The sequence below is a fragment of the Cerasibacillus sp. JNUCC 74 genome (assembly GCF_053667775.1).
Map to the genome: position 1 here is coordinate 2,256,915 of NZ_CM132207.1, position 17,305 is coordinate 2,274,219.

The 17,305-nt window shown below is 36.0% G+C and carries 16 protein-coding genes; 2 read left to right on the forward strand and 14 right to left on the reverse strand.

What is annotated here, in order from left to right:
* Positions 1–35: 35 nt before the first annotated feature.
* Together JNUCC74_RS10035 and JNUCC74_RS10040 are read left to right on the forward strand one after the other, a co-directional pair.
* Positions 36–287 carry a DUF2627 domain-containing protein gene (locus tag JNUCC74_RS10035; protein ID WP_454065245.1) on the forward strand — a complete coding sequence of 84 codons (252 nt, stop codon included), beginning with the start codon at positions 36–38 and terminating at the stop codon, positions 285–287.
* A 212-nt stretch (positions 288–499) separates the two neighbouring features.
* Positions 500–1,846 carry an aspartate kinase gene (locus JNUCC74_RS10040; RefSeq protein WP_454065246.1) on the forward strand — a complete coding sequence of 449 codons (1,347 nt, stop codon included), beginning with the start codon at positions 500–502 and terminating at the stop codon, positions 1,844–1,846.
* Positions 1,847–2,260: 414 nt separating this feature from the next.
* On the opposite strand, the gene spo0A is transcribed toward JNUCC74_RS10040, so the two are convergent.
* The 14 genes from spo0A to accB form a co-directional block, all read right to left on the reverse strand.
* A complete protein-coding gene (gene spo0A, locus JNUCC74_RS10045; protein WP_179104426.1) occupies positions 2,261–3,061 on the reverse strand; it encodes a sporulation transcription factor Spo0A in 801 nt (266 codons plus the stop codon).
* 262 nt (positions 3,062–3,323) lie between these two features.
* Positions 3,324–4,592 (reverse strand): SpoIVB peptidase, encoded by a 1,269-nt coding sequence (gene spoIVB / locus JNUCC74_RS10050; RefSeq protein ID WP_454067876.1) that lies wholly within the window; start codon positions 4,590–4,592, stop codon positions 3,324–3,326.
* Positions 4,593–4,942: 350 nt separating this feature from the next.
* Entirely contained in the window at positions 4,943–6,679 is a 1,737-nt protein-coding gene (gene recN / locus JNUCC74_RS10055) for a DNA repair protein RecN (RefSeq protein WP_454065247.1), read from the reverse strand.
* A 23-nt stretch (positions 6,680–6,702) separates the two neighbouring features.
* The gene (gene ahrC / locus JNUCC74_RS10060) at positions 6,703–7,152 is read right to left on the reverse strand and encodes a transcriptional regulator AhrC/ArgR (protein ID WP_454065248.1); all 450 of its coding nucleotides are present in this window, start codon (positions 7,150–7,152) and stop codon (positions 6,703–6,705) included.
* A 17-nt stretch (positions 7,153–7,169) separates the two neighbouring features.
* A complete protein-coding gene (locus tag JNUCC74_RS10065) occupies positions 7,170–8,006 on the reverse strand; it encodes a TlyA family RNA methyltransferase (protein WP_454065249.1) in 837 nt (278 codons plus the stop codon).
* A 14-nt stretch (positions 8,007–8,020) separates the two neighbouring features.
* Entirely contained in the window at positions 8,021–8,599 is a 579-nt protein-coding gene (locus tag JNUCC74_RS10070; RefSeq protein ID WP_077320782.1) for a hypothetical protein, read from the reverse strand.
* Between the two features lie 925 nt (positions 8,600–9,524).
* A complete protein-coding gene (locus tag JNUCC74_RS10075) occupies positions 9,525–10,409 on the reverse strand; it encodes a polyprenyl synthetase family protein (RefSeq protein ID WP_454065250.1) in 885 nt (294 codons plus the stop codon).
* 2 nt (positions 10,410–10,411) lie between these two features.
* Positions 10,412–10,648: an exodeoxyribonuclease VII small subunit gene (locus JNUCC74_RS10080; RefSeq protein ID WP_077320784.1), complete on the reverse strand. Its 237-nt coding sequence runs from the start codon at positions 10,646–10,648 to the stop codon at positions 10,412–10,414.
* A 2-nt stretch (positions 10,649–10,650) separates the two neighbouring features.
* Positions 10,651–11,994 (reverse strand): exodeoxyribonuclease VII large subunit, encoded by a 1,344-nt coding sequence (xseA, locus tag JNUCC74_RS10085; RefSeq protein WP_454065251.1) that lies wholly within the window; start codon positions 11,992–11,994, stop codon positions 10,651–10,653.
* Entirely contained in the window at positions 11,984–12,844 is an 861-nt protein-coding gene (gene folD / locus JNUCC74_RS10090) for a bifunctional methylenetetrahydrofolate dehydrogenase/methenyltetrahydrofolate cyclohydrolase FolD (RefSeq protein WP_454065252.1), read from the reverse strand. Before folD ends, xseA begins: the two co-directional genes overlap by 11 nt.
* A 345-nt stretch (positions 12,845–13,189) precedes the next feature.
* Complete coding sequence (gene nusB / locus JNUCC74_RS10095; protein ID WP_077320790.1) at positions 13,190–13,567, reverse strand: transcription antitermination factor NusB; 378 nt, start codon at positions 13,565–13,567, stop codon at positions 13,190–13,192.
* Positions 13,568–14,357: 790 nt separating this feature from the next.
* Positions 14,358–14,753, reverse strand: coding sequence for an Asp23/Gls24 family envelope stress response protein (locus JNUCC74_RS10100; protein ID WP_077320794.1), 396 nt, complete (start codon positions 14,751–14,753; stop codon positions 14,358–14,360).
* A 58-nt stretch (positions 14,754–14,811) separates the two neighbouring features.
* A complete protein-coding gene (accC, locus tag JNUCC74_RS10105) occupies positions 14,812–16,173 on the reverse strand; it encodes an acetyl-CoA carboxylase biotin carboxylase subunit (protein ID WP_454065253.1) in 1,362 nt (453 codons plus the stop codon).
* A 13-nt stretch (positions 16,174–16,186) separates the two neighbouring features.
* On the reverse strand, positions 16,187–16,669 hold the full coding sequence (gene accB / locus JNUCC74_RS10110) for an acetyl-CoA carboxylase biotin carboxyl carrier protein (RefSeq protein ID WP_077320798.1): 483 nt from the start codon (positions 16,667–16,669) through the stop codon (positions 16,187–16,189).
* Positions 16,670–17,305 lie beyond the last annotated feature (636 nt).

Below are 17,305 nucleotides of genomic sequence, written 5' to 3' on the forward strand. Positions count from 1 at the left end.
AACTAAATTCCCATGAATGGAAGGAGAATAAATAATTGATTAGAATTATCGCTATTATTATATTATTTATACCTGGTGTAATTGCTGCTATCGGGATTAAGTTAATGAGAGATTCATTATTTACTTCGTTTTATCCAATGTTTTTACATAGCAGTATACAATTTACGATTGGTTTAATTTTGTTTCTTGCCGGACTGGCTTTTATTGGTGGCTTTATTGTCCATCGAGATCGCAAGCAACAAAAAACAAAACAAGGTAGACGAAACTGTTACGCAGATGGGGAATAAAATCCTCATCTTTTTATTATCGTAACGTATTAGAAAACTGGCGTTTACCTTGCATCTCATGGGAATGCCTAGTTGCACTTATACTTCTAACCTAAAAATTTTTAATGCGCCGAATAAGCTTCCTCGCTAAAATTTTATATTTATCGTAACGTACAAAAAAAACTGAATTTATGATATGATGTAAAATAAAAATAAAAGCAGGAGGAATTCTCGTGAAAGTAACAAAGTTTGGGGGAAGTTCTGTTGCCACTGCAGAGCAAATAAAAAAAGTAGCCAACATTGTAAAAGCTGACCCTCAAAGAAAATTCATTGTCGTCTCCGCACCAGGAAAAAGGTTCAAAAAAGATAAAAAGATTACGGACATGCTTATCGAACTTGGTGAAATAGCAAGAAAACACCGTCCAAAAGCAGAATATATTGAGCCTATTATGAAGCGATTTACTGAAATTGTTGAAGAATTAAAGCTAGGTGGAACGATTTTGAAAGAAATAAACCAAACGATCGAAAATGTATTACATATGGATGCAACTCCATCGGAGAAATTAGAAGCTTTAAAAGCAATCGGTGAGGATAGTTCCGCTAAAATCCTTAGCGCTTATCTTACTTCAATTGGAATACCAGCACGCTATATGAACCCGCAGGAAGTTGGAATAATTGTAAGCAATAATCCGGGAAATGCAAGAATTTTACCTGAAAGTTTTCCGAAAATTTACAACTTGCGAACCACCGAAGATATTTTAGTTATTCCTGGTTTTTTTGGCTATACCAAAAAAGGACAATTAAATACCTTTTCTAGAGGCGGATCAGATATAACAGGTTCTATTATTGCTGCTGGAATTAAGGCAGACCTGTATGAAAACTATACAGATGTCGATTGCGTGTATTCTGTTAATCCAGCTTATATCGAAAAACCTAAAAGAATTACAACCTTAACTTATAAAGAAATGCGTGAATTATCATATGCGGGTTTTTCAGTTTTTCACGATGAGGCGTTAATACCAGCATTTAAAGAGGAAATCCCCGTATGTATAAAAAATACAAATAACCCAAAAGCACCTGGTACATTGATCGTCTCTGAAAAAAAACCGAGTGAAAAATGCGTTGTTGGGATTGCAAGTGATACAGGATTTTGTAGTATTTATATTAGTAAGTATTTAATGAACAGGGAAATTGGTTTTGGACGAAAGTTGTTTGCAATTTTGGAGGATGAAGGTATTTCATTTGAACATGCTCCTTCTGGTATTGATGATATGTCCGTAATCATTAGAGAAAGTAATCTACCATTGGAAAAAGAAAAGCTAGTGATGGAGCGAATCCAACATGAATTAAATCCTGACTTAATCTCCATTCATCGTAACCTAGCTATGATTATGGTGGTTGGTGAAGGTCTAGTAAGAACAATTGGAGTAGCACAGAAAGCAACAGCTGCAATCTCTAACGCGAATGTAAATATTGAAATGATCAACCAGGGTTCATCCGAAGTTTCTATGATGTTTGGAATTAAAGCAGAAGATTTAGATAGAGCGGTCAAGTCATTATATCATACCTTCTTTGATTAGTATTAACATATCCTCCCTATGCAGGAGGATATGTTTTATTTATAAATAAGATTGATTGTATAAGTACATTTTTAACATGATTTGCCCTTCCTTATCGGAAACTTCGCTAAATCCGATAAAGAAGAGCGTTTTTCAAAAAACGCCAGTATATTTATAAAAAAGATGAAACTCATACTAACGAATATAGATTTATACAATATTAGCCAAATGCTTGTAATTTTTTCCATTCTAAAAATCTTAACTCGCTTTATGTTTTAAACGAAGATGATCTGTAATTGCAATAAATGAATCCCAAAACTTATACTAACGGAAAAGGAGTTTATCGGTGTGAAATCGGAGTTTGTTGGTCTATTCGTGTAGGAGGGAAATTATTTCAACCGCCAAACCCCGTGTCATTACTGCGTTTTGTAACGGTTAACTCGCTTTATGTTCTAAGCGAAGATGATCTGCAACCATTGCAATAAATTCTGAATTTGTCGGTTTTGCTTTTGTTATACTAATCGTGTACCCAAATAAAGCAGAAATAGAATCAATATTTCCTCTGCTCCATGCTACTTCAATAGCATGACGAATAGCACGTTCTACACGAGAAGCAGTCGTGTTATATTTTTTCGCTATATCTGGGTATAATACTTTCGTAATGGAACCTAACAATTCGATATCGTTATAAACCATTGTAATTGCTTCACGTAAGTACATATATCCTTTAATATGTGCTGGAACACCGATCTCATGAATAATATTTGTAATACTTGCCTCAAGATCTTGCTTCTTTTTCTCTTTCCGTTGTACTTTTGATACGACACCAGAATGTACAGTACCTTGCGCCTGTCTAATTTGATCTGCTAAATTATCTAAATCAAATGGTTTTAAAATAAAATAAGCAGCGCCAAGGTCAACCGCCTTTTTCATGACTTCTTCTTGTCCGAACGCTGTGAGCATAATTACATGGGGAATTTTTCCTCCTGAAGAACGAATCGTGTTTAATACAGCTAAACCATCGACATGTGGCATAATAATATCCAAAACTAAAACATCAGGTTCTACATCCTCGAGCATGGTCAAACAATCTCTTCCGTTAAACGCCGTACCAACTACTTCAATATCTTCCTGCTCTCCAAAATAATCTTCCATCAGGTGAATTAATTCACGGTTATCATCAACAAGACAAACTGAAATCTTTTCCACAAAAGTTCCTCCTTTTATGTAATACATAACTTTTCACTATTTTACATATTCTACACAAATCACAAATATCCTTTTTTTATTTAAAAAACTTTGGTTTTTTTGAAGTTTACTTCTGTTTTCTCTGTTTTCCTATAAATTACGATACATTTCGATAAATGTAGACAAATTTGTCGAAAATTATTTATTGCTTATCATTATATCATATTTACTATTATCAAAAAAATGACCATAAGTCACAATAATCGAAAAAAGGACTTGAATTGGAAGAAATCCAATACAAGTCGCGTTTTTAACTTACTTTATTTGCTTGATCTTGCTCTTTATAAATATTAATCCCTGCATCCTCTAGCATCCATTCAATATGGACCCCATATCCTGAAATTGGATCATTAACAAATACATGAGTTACAGCTCCAATGATTTTGCCATTTTGAATAATAGGGCTCCCACTCATACCTTGCACAATACCCCCTGTTTTGTTTAATAATTCCTTGTCTTTAATTTGAATAACCATACCTTTTGTTGCAGGCATCTTTTGAGGAACAGTACTGACAATTTCTATATCGTATTCTTCCACTTTTTCCCCTTCGAGAACCGTTAGTATCTTTGCCGGTCCTTCTTTTACCTCATGTGATAAAGCAATTGGCATTGGCTTTCGAGAATTATCCAAATTTTGATTTAATTTACCAAATATTCCAAAGGGAGTATTTTTATTAATTGAACCAATTTTATCATGAGCAGGGGAAAATTTCGCTTGCTTCTCACCTGGGATACCATTATTGCCTTTTTCAATGGAAGTTACAGAGGAACGAACAATCGCACCATTGTTAATTTCAATGGGTTTTTTCGTATCCATATCAGAAATCACATGGCCTAGGGCCCCATATTTCCCTGAATTTGGTTCGTAAAAAGTCATTGTTCCGATCCCAGCAGCAGAATCACGAATATATAAGCCAATTTTATAATCTTTTTCATCTTGATCTAAAGTGGGCTTTAATTCAGTGGAGATGGTCTTTTTACCACGCTTTATTTTCACATCTAAAACATGATTTGTTTCTCCAGCTTGTTCAATAAATGGCCTTACATCATTCATCGTTTTAATTTTATTGCCATTGATTTCTAAAATAACATCTCCTACTTTTATATCTGCTTTTTCACCAGGAGAAGCTTCACCAGCTTTTCCGTTGACTAAATGATGGCCAACGACTAATACCCCTTTTGTTTGTAACTGAACCCCAATTGATTGTCCACCAGGAATTACTTTAAGATCATCTCTCACTTCTGCAGTAGCTTGCTTTATAGGCAAGCCAGCCAATTCATAAAACAACGGTAGATTGTCCGATGAATCTGTACTGGATAAGGATTTATTTAAAGAACCAGCACTGACAGCCGTTATTTCATTGGTCAATGGAGATAAGGAATTTTTTGTTTGGAAACTTTGTGGAGCAAAAAAAGGAAATGCGAATAAGGCAATTATTACCAAAAAGGCTATGCCAAATTGTATTTTTTTATTTTTGTTGCCGTTCAATTCATTCACTCTCCTCTTTTCTAAACCCATCCACTTTTGTTTTTCTGTACTTTTAATTTGAGCTAATCGATATCGTTTTAAACTGGTGAAACTTAAGCAGTCCTGCATAACATTACCTTCCTTAATGGAGAAGCATGAACGTATAGTCCGCGGTATGAAAGAGGTGTCTTATATGTATGCTAATTATACTAAGGGAAACTGTTTATTCATAAGTTATACTAATAGCTTCAAGATTTTTAATAATTCCACTAAAATGTTTTTAACATGTTAGAAAAACTTGGCTTGTTGCCAAGTCTTTATGGCGAAAGTTATCGTTTTTCTTATACGTTAAACCATATAAAGTTTTATACTTTCCTATAGCGTAAAAAAAGCCAGATAACTTATTTTCTGGCTTTTTGCGTTATATTATTCTTCTTTTGTTTTAAATTAGCAGCCATCTCTAACATTTCCCGAGCATGATCCAAAGCAGTTTCCGTAAGCTTAGTTCCTGTAACCATGCGAGCTAGTTCATTAATTTGCGACTCTGGCTTTAATTCAATTACATGTGTTGTTGTACGCTCATCACTTGTTTGTTTTTCAATTAGTTTATGGGTATCAGCCATGGCAGCCACTTGAGGAAGATGAGTTATGCATAAAACCTGTGATTCTTGAGAGATTAAGTATATCTTTTCAGCAATTGCTTGGGCAACTCTGCCGCTAACACCTGTGTCAACTTCATCGAAAATTACACTGGTTACACCTTGATGTTTTGCAAATATTTTTTTTAAAGCCAGCATGATTCTCGAAAGTTCTCCCCCAGAAGCAACTTTAACCAACTGCTTTAAAGGCTCTCCTGGATTGGTGGAAATTAAAAAGCTAACTTGGTCAATTCCATTTTTATGAAGTTCTACCTCGTCACCCTCTTGAAGCGTTGATGACTGAAATTGTACGGAAAAGGTTGCTTTTTCCAAATAAAGATCTTTTAATTCATCATGTATATCTTCGACCAATGATTTCGCTGCGGCTTGACGAATATCATGTAATTCCTTTGCTTCTAAATAAGCATCTTTTGTTTTTCCTTCAATTTGTTCTTGTAATTTTAATAAATGTGAATCCTTATTATTAATTTCTTCGATTTCTTCTTCAATTTTTGCCATATATGTTAACATTTCAGTGACGGTCGAACCATACTTCTTCTTTAAACGATTTATTTCATTCAGACGAGCTTCTATTTCATTTAGACGATCTGGATTATACTGCATAGTTTCAATCATATTACCCAAGTCATACGTTAATTCCTCTAACCCAAAATAATAATTAGCAATTTCATTAGCTCTGTCGGCAATTTTCGAATCAAATTTACTGTTTTCTTGGAGAACGATTTGGGCTTGATTTACCCAGTCAAGACCCTTTTGTTCGCCATAAAGCGAATTGTAAGCTTCTTGTAAAGCAGAATAAATTCGTTCAAAATTGATAAGCGTTCCTCGTTCTTCTTCTAACTGTTCATCCTCATTCAACTGCAATTGGGCTTGCTCTAACTCGTGTAATTGAAACTGTAATAAATCTAATCGTTGTGCCGTTTCCTGTTCATTTTTACTTAGCCTTTGATAGCGGCTTTTTAAGTGAGATAACTCATCATAAAGCTTTCGGTACTCTTTTTTTGCTTTTTCTATTTTATCAGGCCAATATAAATCCAACAGTTCAATATGTTGGTCTTCATCCATCAACGATTGTGTTTCATGCTGACTATGGATATCAATAAGCGTTTTACCAAATTCACGAAGAATTCCCAAAGTAACTAATTTACTGTTCACTCGACAAATACTTTTTCCATTTGCAGTAATCGTTCGTCTCAATATAAATTGGTGATCCTGATATTCAATTCCGTATTGTCTGGAAAGCGCAAATATAGGATGTGTCTCATCATCAACGATAAATAGTCCTTCAATATCTGCTTTCTTCGCACCATGCCTTACAAACTCAACAGAACCACGACCTCCAGCAAGTAACTGAACGGCATCAATAATAATAGATTTCCCGGCGCCTGTTTCACCGGTTAATACCGTTAGCCCTTCATGAAATGTGATTGAAATCTTATCTATAATGGCAAAATCTTGAATGGATAATTCGGTTAACATCCATTATTCCTCCCATTCTTAGATCACAGCATTTCAATAAACCGGTCTTTAATAGTCAATGTATCTGCCTCTGTTTTACAAATGATTAAACATGTATCGTCTCCACAGATCGTGCCCATGATCTCTTGCCAGTCTAATTGATCAATTAAAGCACCGACCGCCTGCGCATTACCAGGGAGGGTTTTTAGTACGATAAAATGGCTAGCATGATCAATTTTTACAAATGCGTCCATCACCAAGCGTTTTAGCTTGTCCAACGGATTAAATCGTTGATCTGCTGGTAAGCTGTATTTATAGGACCCTTTTGGAGTAGCTACTTTTATTAGATGCAGTTCTTTAATATCTCTGGAAATGGTCGCTTGTGTCACATTATAACCTAAATTTTTCAAGCGATCGACAAGCTCATCTTGCGTTTCAATTTCATTTTCTGTGATTAACTCACGAATTTTAATATGTCGTTGTATTTTACTCATAAGGTTCCTCCGTTTCTTTAATCTTTATTCTTTTTTTGCTTACGTATTAGCTCGTTATGCGCTTTATGAACGATGGATGCTATTACATTATCGCTAAACGGATTAACTACTACTTGCTTTTTCCATCCTAAATGAGTTAAAAATTCAATATTTCCATCTCCCCCGGTAATCGGTGAAAAGGTTAATCCTAAAACTTGGTATCCCTCTGATTCACTAAAAGCTAGAAGACGCTTAATCACTGATTGATGGATAGCAGGATCACGAACAATTCCTTTTTTACCAACCTGTTCCTTTCCCGCTTCAAATTGCGGTTTAATGAGCGCTATCACATCACTGTCCTCCATTAATAATTGCTTTAATACAGGTAAAAGCAATCGTAATGAAATAAAAGAAACATCGATGGAAGCGACATTTGGCTTACCGTATTCGAGCATATCGGGTGTAACATAGCGAAAATTAGTTCGTTCCATGACAATAACACGATCATCATTTCGTAATTTCCAGTCCAATTGGTTATATCCTACATCAATTGCATAACAGAGCTTAGCTCCATTTTGTAAAGCACAATCCGTAAATCCGCCGGTTGATGAACCGACATCAATGATAATTTTATCCTTTACGGTTATTGCAAATTCTTTTAGTGCTTTTTCTAATTTCAACCCACCACGACCAACATAAGGAAATGGTTTTCCTTTAACCGTTATAGATGTGGCTTCTTCGATTTGCATACCGGGTTTATCTAATCTTTCCTGATCAGAAAAAACAAGGCCAGCCATAATTAAACGCTTAGCCTTTTCTCTCGTCTCAGCAAGTTTTTTTTCCACTAATAATACATCTAATCTTTTTTTACTCATAACGAATTCCTTTATTACTTATTTTTTGGCAATACTTTTATTTTTAATCTATTTTCAATAAGGGATATTACTTTTCCAGCAAAGAAGATTATTTTTGTTGAAGAATTGATGGCAAAATATTTACCTAGTGCTTTACCACCAACTGTAATTGCTGCAACAATACTTGTCAATAAAACTGAAATTGTAATTTGTAACGTGGATCCTTCTCCATGACCTAAAAGATTGGCTATTTGTAATACAACGATAGCAGAAGCTGTTCCACTAACAATTCCCGATATATCACCAATTACATCATTACAAAAGCTGGCAAACCTATCGGCATTTCGAATAATGATGACCGCCTCTTTTGCTCCAGTTACTTTTTCTGCAGCCATTGCATGGAATGGTGCTTCATCTGCTGCTGTCGAAGCAATACCAAGCATATCAAAGGCGACACCTATTAATACAATAACAAATACAATAATAAGTCCGATTGACCAAACGACTTCGCTCATAATGGAAGAAGAAACAACTGAAAAAATAGCCGCTAACACAAATGTGATAACGGCAATAGTTAAACTAAATTTGATCGATCGTTTGACTTGTGGTTTCATTTCATACCTCATTACATGTAAATTATCGTTATCCTATGTAGGGAGAAATGGTCATTTAAAAGGTAAAAACTGTGGCTTAGGTCCAGTAGGTTTTCCCAGACCGCTACCCCATGTTGCCACGCAGGTGGTTTCCCTTTAAAGCGATCTTAGCTTTGTCACCAAGAGCTAGACTGGATTACCACTTAGTCCACACTATAATCCCTTTTAAATGTCGTACGAACAGTCTAGGAGATTTCCTCAACAGTCCTTAACCGTCCCCTAGCCTCTTTTGCAGTGCTGATTTCATAGAGATGAAAGTAACAAATCAGTGGCCATCTAATTTATTACTTAGACTCTAATCCCCTCAGTCACCACTCAAGGCAGGCTACGCTGCATATCAGGTGTCCCTTACCGTCTACTGCAGGTTCATACCCCATTCCATAGTAAAACCTAGGCTTAGCTTTTACTACAGAGATGGGCCTCCGCGGTAATCGGGTCAACGCCCACATGCCTTTGTGGATCGCCCGAAAACCTTAACTCCCAGCACAGACCCAAAGCTGGGCGCTCCAAGCCTGCACAAGGAACTTCATCGATGTGCCCTTTGGCGAATTTTTAGGCTCGCCTTCAGGTACGGAGGACTGACTAGAATACTGCACCATTTCTCAGTTACATCTATTATAACATATTTGTGGTTGAAATTCTATTTGAACTCTTACAATTAACAGTCTGTTTTTACACGATTTATAACTATATTTAAACAACTTATCAAAAAGCTAAAGCGAATATAAACGATGCTAAAGCAGCCACAATAAAAATTATCTATAGTGCTTGTTCAAAGTCTAAGGTTAGCATCGGCAAGCGAAATAAAGTTGGGTTTATTGTCATTAAATAAATCAACTAAAAAACTCGATGATAACATTTTTGCTGAACGCTTTATGCATCTTCTTCAATGATCACGTTGACTAAAAAACAGCGTTAAGTCCATTAATAAAGAACCCACTATATCTGCTCGTTCTAATGCTTCTTTTGCCTTCGTTACATACCATTCTTTTTTCCCTACAGCACCATCTAAGCCAAGCAACTTAGGATATGTACTCTTTAAATTAACCTCATCACTGCCAACCCGCTTACCTAATTTTTCTTCATCACCTGTTATATCTAAAATATCGTCCTGTACTTGAAAGATCAATCCTAAATAGTAAGCAAATGTTTTTAAATGAGTCATTTGTTCTTCCGTGGCCCCACCGAGATACGCACCCGCAATCACAGCAAAACGCAATAGTTCACCGGTTTTTAATGTGTGAACCTGCTCCATTTCTGTTAAGGAAATAGACTTATCTTCTGCTTGCATATCTAATATTTGTCCAGCAACCATACCTTTTGGCCCGCTCGCTTCTGCTAACAGCATAATCAGTTTTGCTTTTTGAATTGGCGACAACTTAGAGTCTTTAGCAATTAATTCAAAACTATACGTTAATAATGCATCCCCGGCTAAGATTGCGGTGGCTTCATCAAAAGCTTTATGATTAGTAGGCTGACCGCGACGAAAATCATCATCATCCATTGCAGGTAAATCATCATGGATTAATGAGTATGTATGAATCATCTCCAGAGCAGCTGCTGAACTTAAGGTTATCGCTACATCCTCGCTATATGATTCAAAACTGGCCATTAATAAAATTGGTCTTAATCGTTTTCCTCCTGCTTCAACGGAATACATCATTGATTCCTTCAGATTTTGTGGAATAGTTAATGAACCAATATACTGCTCTAAAATTTCATCGATTAGTTGCTTTCGGCTTGTTAAATACTCTTTCATCGTCAGCTGCACGTCTATTCTTCCTCCTGGATCTGAAATGGATCAAGATCTCCCTGTTCATTCATTATCTTTGTCATTTTATCTTCTACTTGATTTAGTTTATCATTACAAAGCTTAGACAACTTCATGCCATCTTGATAATAAATAATGGCTTTTTCCAAGGGTACATCCCCTGTCTCCAACTTTTCCACAATTTCTTCGAGCTCTTGCATTGCTTCTTCAAATGACAATTCCTTATCCTTCTCTGCCATAATTAATTTTTCTCCTCCACTTCCTTAACATGACAAGTAATCAGTCCATCCATAACTCTTAAAGAAATAATGTCCTCTGGATGAACATGTTCGATCGATTTAATAATTTTATCTGATGGTGAATAAGCTATAGAAAAACCCCGTTTCATAATCTCTAACGGATTAAGCAAACTTAATTTATCCACTTGCTTATATAAAACCTCTCGCTTACTTGTTTGCACTTGTTTCATTGCGAAACTGTGTCTTTTTGCTAACTGCTGTAGCTGAAGTTTTGCCCTTTCTAATTGTTTACCAGGATGTTGAGTTGCTAGTCGTACGTGCACGTGCTGATAGTATTGACGTTTTTTTGTTACTTTATGGACCATTGCTTTTTGTAATTGCTCTACCCTTCTATCTAGCTCTTGTTCCTTTTGTTTTAAAAGCTGACCTGGATAACGGAAGGCGTAGGATTGTTGTAATTTGATTAACAGCTGTCGCTGCTGTTTTATTTTTTGTCGCATATCTTTTATAAGTATTCGTTTTAGTGTGAGTATTCGGTTCTTTAACTCGCTACTAGAAGGAACTGCAAGCTCTGCCGCTCCTGTTGGTGTTGGTGCGCGTAAATCAGCAACATAATCACTGATCGTTGTGTCTGTTTCATGCCCCACAGCCGAAATAATTGGAATGTTAGAATGAAAAATGGCTTCTGCTACTATTTCTTCGTTAAAGCTCCATAGTTCTTCAATCGAGCCACCGCCTCTTGCAACAATTAACAGATCAAAATTACCCACCTTATTTGCTGTTTCTATTGCCTGTTTTATGGAATTAGCTGCTGCTTCTCCTTGAACTAATACAGGCAGTACAATCATTTCAACAATTGGATACCTGCGTTTAATGGTCGTGATAATATCACGAATCGCCGCTCCAGTTGGCGAAGTAATTATGCCTATTTTCTGCGGCAATAGAGGGATCGACTTTTTATAGGCTTGATCAAAGAAGCCTTTCTTCTGCAATTTTTCTTTCAACTGCTCATACGCAACATACAATGCCCCTATCCCGTCTGGTTCCATATGCTGAATGTATAGCTGATATTGGCCATACACTTCAAATACACTAACTTCTCCTTTAATCAGTACATTCATTCCGTTTTCTGGAGTAAATTTTAAAGATCGGTTATTCCCCGCAAACATCACTGCTTGAATCCGTGAACGATCATCCTTAATTGTTAAATACATATGGCCTCGCGAATGATGTTTAAAATTCGATATTTCCCCACGTAACCAAACTTCCCTTAGATGAGGGTCTGTATCCATTTTCCGCTTAATGTACTTGGTTAATGCCGTCACTGTTAAATATTTATCCTTCACGGTTCTCGAGCCCTTTTGCCGCTTTGATTGTATTCTTTAATAACATTGTTATTGTCATTGGCCCTACCCCTCGTGGTACCGGAGTAAGGTATGCCGCTTTTTCTTTAACGCTTTGAAAGTCTACATCACCTGTTAACGTTCCACTATCTAAACGATTAATTCCAACGTCAATCACAGTTGCTCCTTCCTTAATATAGCTCTCGTCAATAACATGTGCTTTTCCAATTGCAACAATTAAAATATCGGCTTGCTTTGTAAGGCTTTTAAGATCTTTTGTTTTCGAATGACAAGTAGTCACCGTTGCATGATGATTTAATAATAATTGGGCTACTGGTTTACCAACAATATTACTTCTTCCGATAACCACTGCATGTTGTCCCTTGATTGGAATTGATTTCGATTGTAACATGGTGATGATTCCATATGGAGTACAAGGTAAAAATGTATCCATTCCTGTCATCATTCTTCCTATATTAATAGGGTGAAATCCATCTACATCTTTTTCCGGTATAATCGCTTCAATTACTTTTTGCTCTTCAATATGACCCGGCAATGGTAATTGAACAAGTATGCCATGTACTGTGTGATCATTATTTAATTTATGTATCTGTTGCAATAGTTCTGTTTCCGTAACTGTTGTTGACAACTCCAAAATCTCCGAATCAATTCCAGTTTCATGACAAGCTTTTTTCTTGCCATTAACATACGACTTTGAGGCAGGATGATTACCGACCAATACTACTGTAAGCTTAGGATGGATTCCTGCCGCTTTTAGCTTGGTAACTTCTTCTTTCATTGCTTCTCTAAGCTTTAGTGATAAAGTTTTACCATCTATAATTTCTGCTGTCAATGTATAGAACCCCCTCAATTATTTTAAAAACGATGTCAAAAATTCCGGAAAATAATGTCTTGAATTTCCTCATACGTTAGAATGCATCAGATTTTAGCGCTCAAGTTAACTTAATATAGTGAAAACCTTTTAAGGTCTAAGTATAAACTAGGCTATTTTCTTTGTTCCACTTGCAGTTTTCCTAATTAATTTGTTTCTGACGGCACTTAACTAAGTTGCTACATTGCCTCGAAGCTGCGGGCCTCGAAGTCCTACTCGGCAGGGCGTACGATAGTGTGGCTTAGCATTTACGATGTCGAGAACTATAACGACATCGACCCTTCTCAACTTCTTTTGAACACATACTTAAACAAAATTAGATAGTACACCATTTATGAACTTTCCTGATCGATCATCACCATACTTATTTGCCAACTCAATTGCTTCATTGATGGAAACACTCGTTGGAATATCATCTACATAGTTTATTTCAAATATCGCCATACGAAGAATTGTCTTTTCAACCGAAGCGATTCGATCAATGGACCAATTTTTTAGCTTAGCTGTAAGCAATGAATCAATTTCTTCTTTATGTTGTATAACTCCATTAACGAGCATAGTTAAAAAGGCATTTTTGGTTGCTGTTTGACTTACATATTCCATATCTTCTATTGACTTGACTTCATGTATGTCAAGGGAGAATAATAATTGTAATGCCTTTTCTCTTGCTTGATGTCTATTCATTCCTTTGTAGCTCCTTTAATTTATCTCTTCCAAAATCATAACATGATTCTAATTGCAACGCTATTACCAACTTTCAATTGTCCAAAGATAAAAAACAAAGCTTTATTTTTAGAGATTCTTGTTAGTACCCGTATCTTACCGAAATTCTCCTTATTTTACTTCATTAACTAACGGGGTTTAGAAGCCCTTATCCTACTTAAGCTTTTAGCTCCAAACTCTTGAGACACGCTCTAGCTGCAACGGTGCTAGCTTTTTATAAATTAGTATAAGGATTTGTAATAGAGCTATTCCTCTTTGAGTGATGATAAATAAATTTCTTCATTGCTTATGTTCCGCTAGTCTTGGTTTTCTTTTTTAAGGACGTCGAACAATTAGTCAATCTCTAGTTTTAATTCTCCTGTTTGGACAAGCATGTTATAAAAATTCTCATCTCGTCTAATTACGAGTCTTTAGCGAGAGACATTACCATTAGAAAAACTTGGCTTGTCGCCAAGTTTTTAGCGAAAGCTATCGTTTTTCTTATATGATAAAGTGAAACTTTATTTCGTGGAATGCTTTTTACACGGAATGTTAGTTGAACCAATCGGGCATTTAGGTGCCGTTTTCCCCCACTTTGACCCTTTGCACGAACCCAGGTCTTGAAGTGGTAAACTTACGGCACCTTACATGCGGAATAAACCATAAAATTTTATCCTTTCCTATAGTAAAATAAATACCCTTTCACAAGGAAGTTATATTCCTCATGAAAGGATCATTTTTAAACATTGTATGAAAAAGGTTAAGTGTACAATTATCTATGTGTTTCTGCCTCATCTTCCGCAGCATCCATCTGAATTCCAACCACATGAACATTAATTTCTTTAATATCTAATGCGGTCATATTTTTTAGTGTTTGTCTAATATTTGATTGAAGCAATTGAGCTACTTGCGGAATGGAAACTCCGAATTGTAAAATTACATACAAATCGATCACAATCCCATTATCAGAAAGTTCAACCTTCACCCCTTTACTATGGGTTTTTTTTCCAAATTTTTCTGCAACACCGGAAGCAAAATTACCTCGCATAGCATAAAGTCCTTCTACTTCAGAAGCTGCTATTCCAGCAATCACCTCAATGACTTCTGGTGCAATTTCTACTTTACCTAAATTATCATCACTCACATTTAATAGTGGTTGTTCACTCATATGCTCACTCACTCCTTTATGTGTAACGGACAAAATCACAAATGGTCCGTATTACATTCTATTTCTTTTCAACTTGTACTATCGGATTTTCTTCAAGAAATTTCGTATTGAAATCCCCATTTAAAAATACAGGATGCTCCATGATTAAGCGATGAAAGGGAATTGTAGTATGTACCCCTTCAATGATAAATTCATCTAATGCCCGTCTCATACGATGAACAGCCTCGTCACGGGTTTTACCGTACGTAATTAGTTTTGCTACCATGGAATCATAATAAGGAGGTATTCGATAGTCTGAATATACTGCCGAGTCAACACGAACACCAAGCCCCCCTGGTGGCAAATACATCGTAATAGTACCTGGAGATGGCATGAAATTTTTAAACGGATTTTCTGCATTAATTCTACACTCAATGGCCCAACCATCTAACGTAATATCCGATTGCTCAAATGATATTTCCTGATTATCGGCGATTTTAATTTGCTCTTTGATTAGATCAATTCCCGTAATTAATTCAGTTACAGGATGTTCAACTTGAATTCGCGTGTTCATTTCCATAAAGTAAAATTCATGTGTTGTTCGATCAAATATATATTCAATCGTTCCTGCACCTTCATAGCCCACTGCTTTCGCAGCCTTTACAGATGCTTCCCCCATTTTTCTTCTGATTTCTGGAGTTAATGCAGGTGACGGAGCTTCTTCCACTAACTTTTGTAATCGACGTTGAATGGAACAATCTCGTTCTCCAAGATGAACAACATTACCATGCTTATCAGCCAACACTTGGATTTCTACATGACGAAAATCTTCAATATATTTTTCGATATAAACCCCTGCATTACCGAAAGATGTTTCGGCTTCTTTCTGCGTTACTTCAATACCCTTAAGCAATTCTTCTTCCGTTCTCGCTACACGAATCCCTTTTCCGCCTCCACCAGCTGTCGCCTTAATAATTACGGGATAGCCAATTTCGTTGGCAATTGCTTTCGCTTCCTTTTCATTTTCAATAATACCCTTAGATCCTGGAACAATTGGCACATTGGCCTCTTCCATTGTCTGACGTGCTACATCCTTGATTCCCATCTTTTGAATGGCTTCAGGAGTTGGACCAATAAAAATAATATTACATGCACGGCAAATTTCTGCAAAGTCAGCATTTTCGGCTAAAAATCCATATCCTGGATGAACAGCATCCACTTCTGTAAGTGTGGCTACACTCATAATGTTCGTCAAATTAAGATAGCTGTCTTTACTTTGCGTCGGCCCGATGCAATAAGCTTCATCAGCCATTTGCACATGTAATGCATCTCTATCTGCTTGTGAATACACAGCAACCGTTTCTATCCCCATCTCTTTACATGCACGAATGATTCGAACTGCAATCTCCCCTCTGTTTGCAATCAACAGTTTTTTTATCACACTCTCCATCCCCTTACTTTGTACTAACCCGGAATAATGGCTGCCCATACTCGACAAGCTGACCATTTTCTACTAGTATTTCTACAATTTCACCAGAAACTTCTGCTTCGATTTCATTGAATAATTTCATCGCCTCAACAATACATACTACGGTTGATTCTTCAACTTTGCTACCTACTGTAACAAAACTTTCCTTTTCCGGGGATGGAGCCGTATAAAATGTACCGACCATAGGAGAGACAATTTCATGATCATATGCAGCTTTCGCTTCTTCTTGTGGTATAGGTTTTTCTACTTTTTCTTCAGAAAGCCTGTCCGGTTCTGATTGCTGCTCTATATTTGGCTGCGTTTGTGACTTCATATCATGACCTTTTAGTTGGGTATTTACTGATTTTTTTAATGAAATCGATGTTCCGTTTGCTTCATAAGTAAACTCTTCTATTGACGATTGGTCAATCAGCTTTATAATCTCTTGTATTTCATGCACATTTAACATGTATATAGGCACCCCTTCATCTTCAAACTTATTATTAGGTACTAATAACTCCTTTTAATATTTTACGATAAATAGTAAAGAAACTTCAAGGTATTTTCTGAAGTGAAGGAGTAACGACGTAATATCAGTTTGTTCTAATTATACCAAGCTTAACCTTAGAAAGCGAACATTTGCAGTAGTTTATAATAGATGAAAATATCAAAAAAATTATAAACATTATTGCGTGACAATTCATATTAACTCCGTTTTGAGTAAATATTCATTTTTAACTTGTTAATTACTTAACTGTTTTCTTTGTAATTTAAAAAGGCAATTTAATTAAGATTTTAAAAATTTTTCTTTATTTTATTTATGAATAAAATAGGCATTTACATATTAGACAAAAATACAAATACCGACTATTGATTACTAGCATTAACCAAATTAGTAGGAACAAAAGCTTAAGCGCTCAGTTAGCTTGCGTACAAACGTCAGATCTTCTAAATCCTGTTGTAACGTCTTCATGATCAACATCCTTAAAAAACCGCGAAGTATCACTGTCTTGGTTTTTTCTTGTCCTGTCGCCCGAACGAAAGCTGTTTTTCTCATCATGTTCGCAACACAGAAGCACATTTTAAATGAGAAAAATGCGAAACC

Bases quoted from the DNA above. Each gene is read 5' to 3' on its own strand.
- JNUCC74_RS10070 (WP_077320782.1), bottom strand. From the start codon at position 8,599: ATGAAACCACAAGTCAAACGATCGATCAAATTTAGTTTAACTATTGCC.
- JNUCC74_RS10080 (WP_077320784.1), bottom strand. From the start codon at position 10,648: ATGGCAGAGAAGGATAAGGAATTGTCATTTGAAGAAGCAATGCAAGAG.
- spoIVB (WP_454067876.1), bottom strand. From the start codon at position 4,592: ATGGGTTTAGAAAAGAGGAGAGTGAATGAATTGAACGGCAACAAAAAT.
- recN (WP_454065247.1), bottom strand. From the start codon at position 6,679: ATGTTAACCGAATTATCCATTCAAGATTTTGCCATTATAGATAAGATT.
- JNUCC74_RS10100 (WP_077320794.1), bottom strand. From the start codon at position 14,753: ATGAGTGAACAACCACTATTAAATGTGAGTGATGATAATTTAGGTAAA.
- JNUCC74_RS10065 (WP_454065249.1), bottom strand. From the start codon at position 8,006: ATGAGTAAAAAAAGATTAGATGTATTATTAGTGGAAAAAAAACTTGCT.
- spo0A (WP_179104426.1), bottom strand. From the start codon at position 3,061: ATGTATTACATAAAAGGAGGAACTTTTGTGGAAAAGATTTCAGTTTGT.
- ahrC (WP_454065248.1), bottom strand. From the start codon at position 7,152: ATGAGTAAAATACAACGACATATTAAAATTCGTGAGTTAATCACAGAA.
- nusB (WP_077320790.1), bottom strand. From the start codon at position 13,567: ATGAATAGACATCAAGCAAGAGAAAAGGCATTACAATTATTATTCTCC.
- accB (WP_077320798.1), bottom strand. From the start codon at position 16,669: ATGTTAAATGTGCATGAAATACAAGAGATTATAAAGCTGATTGACCAA.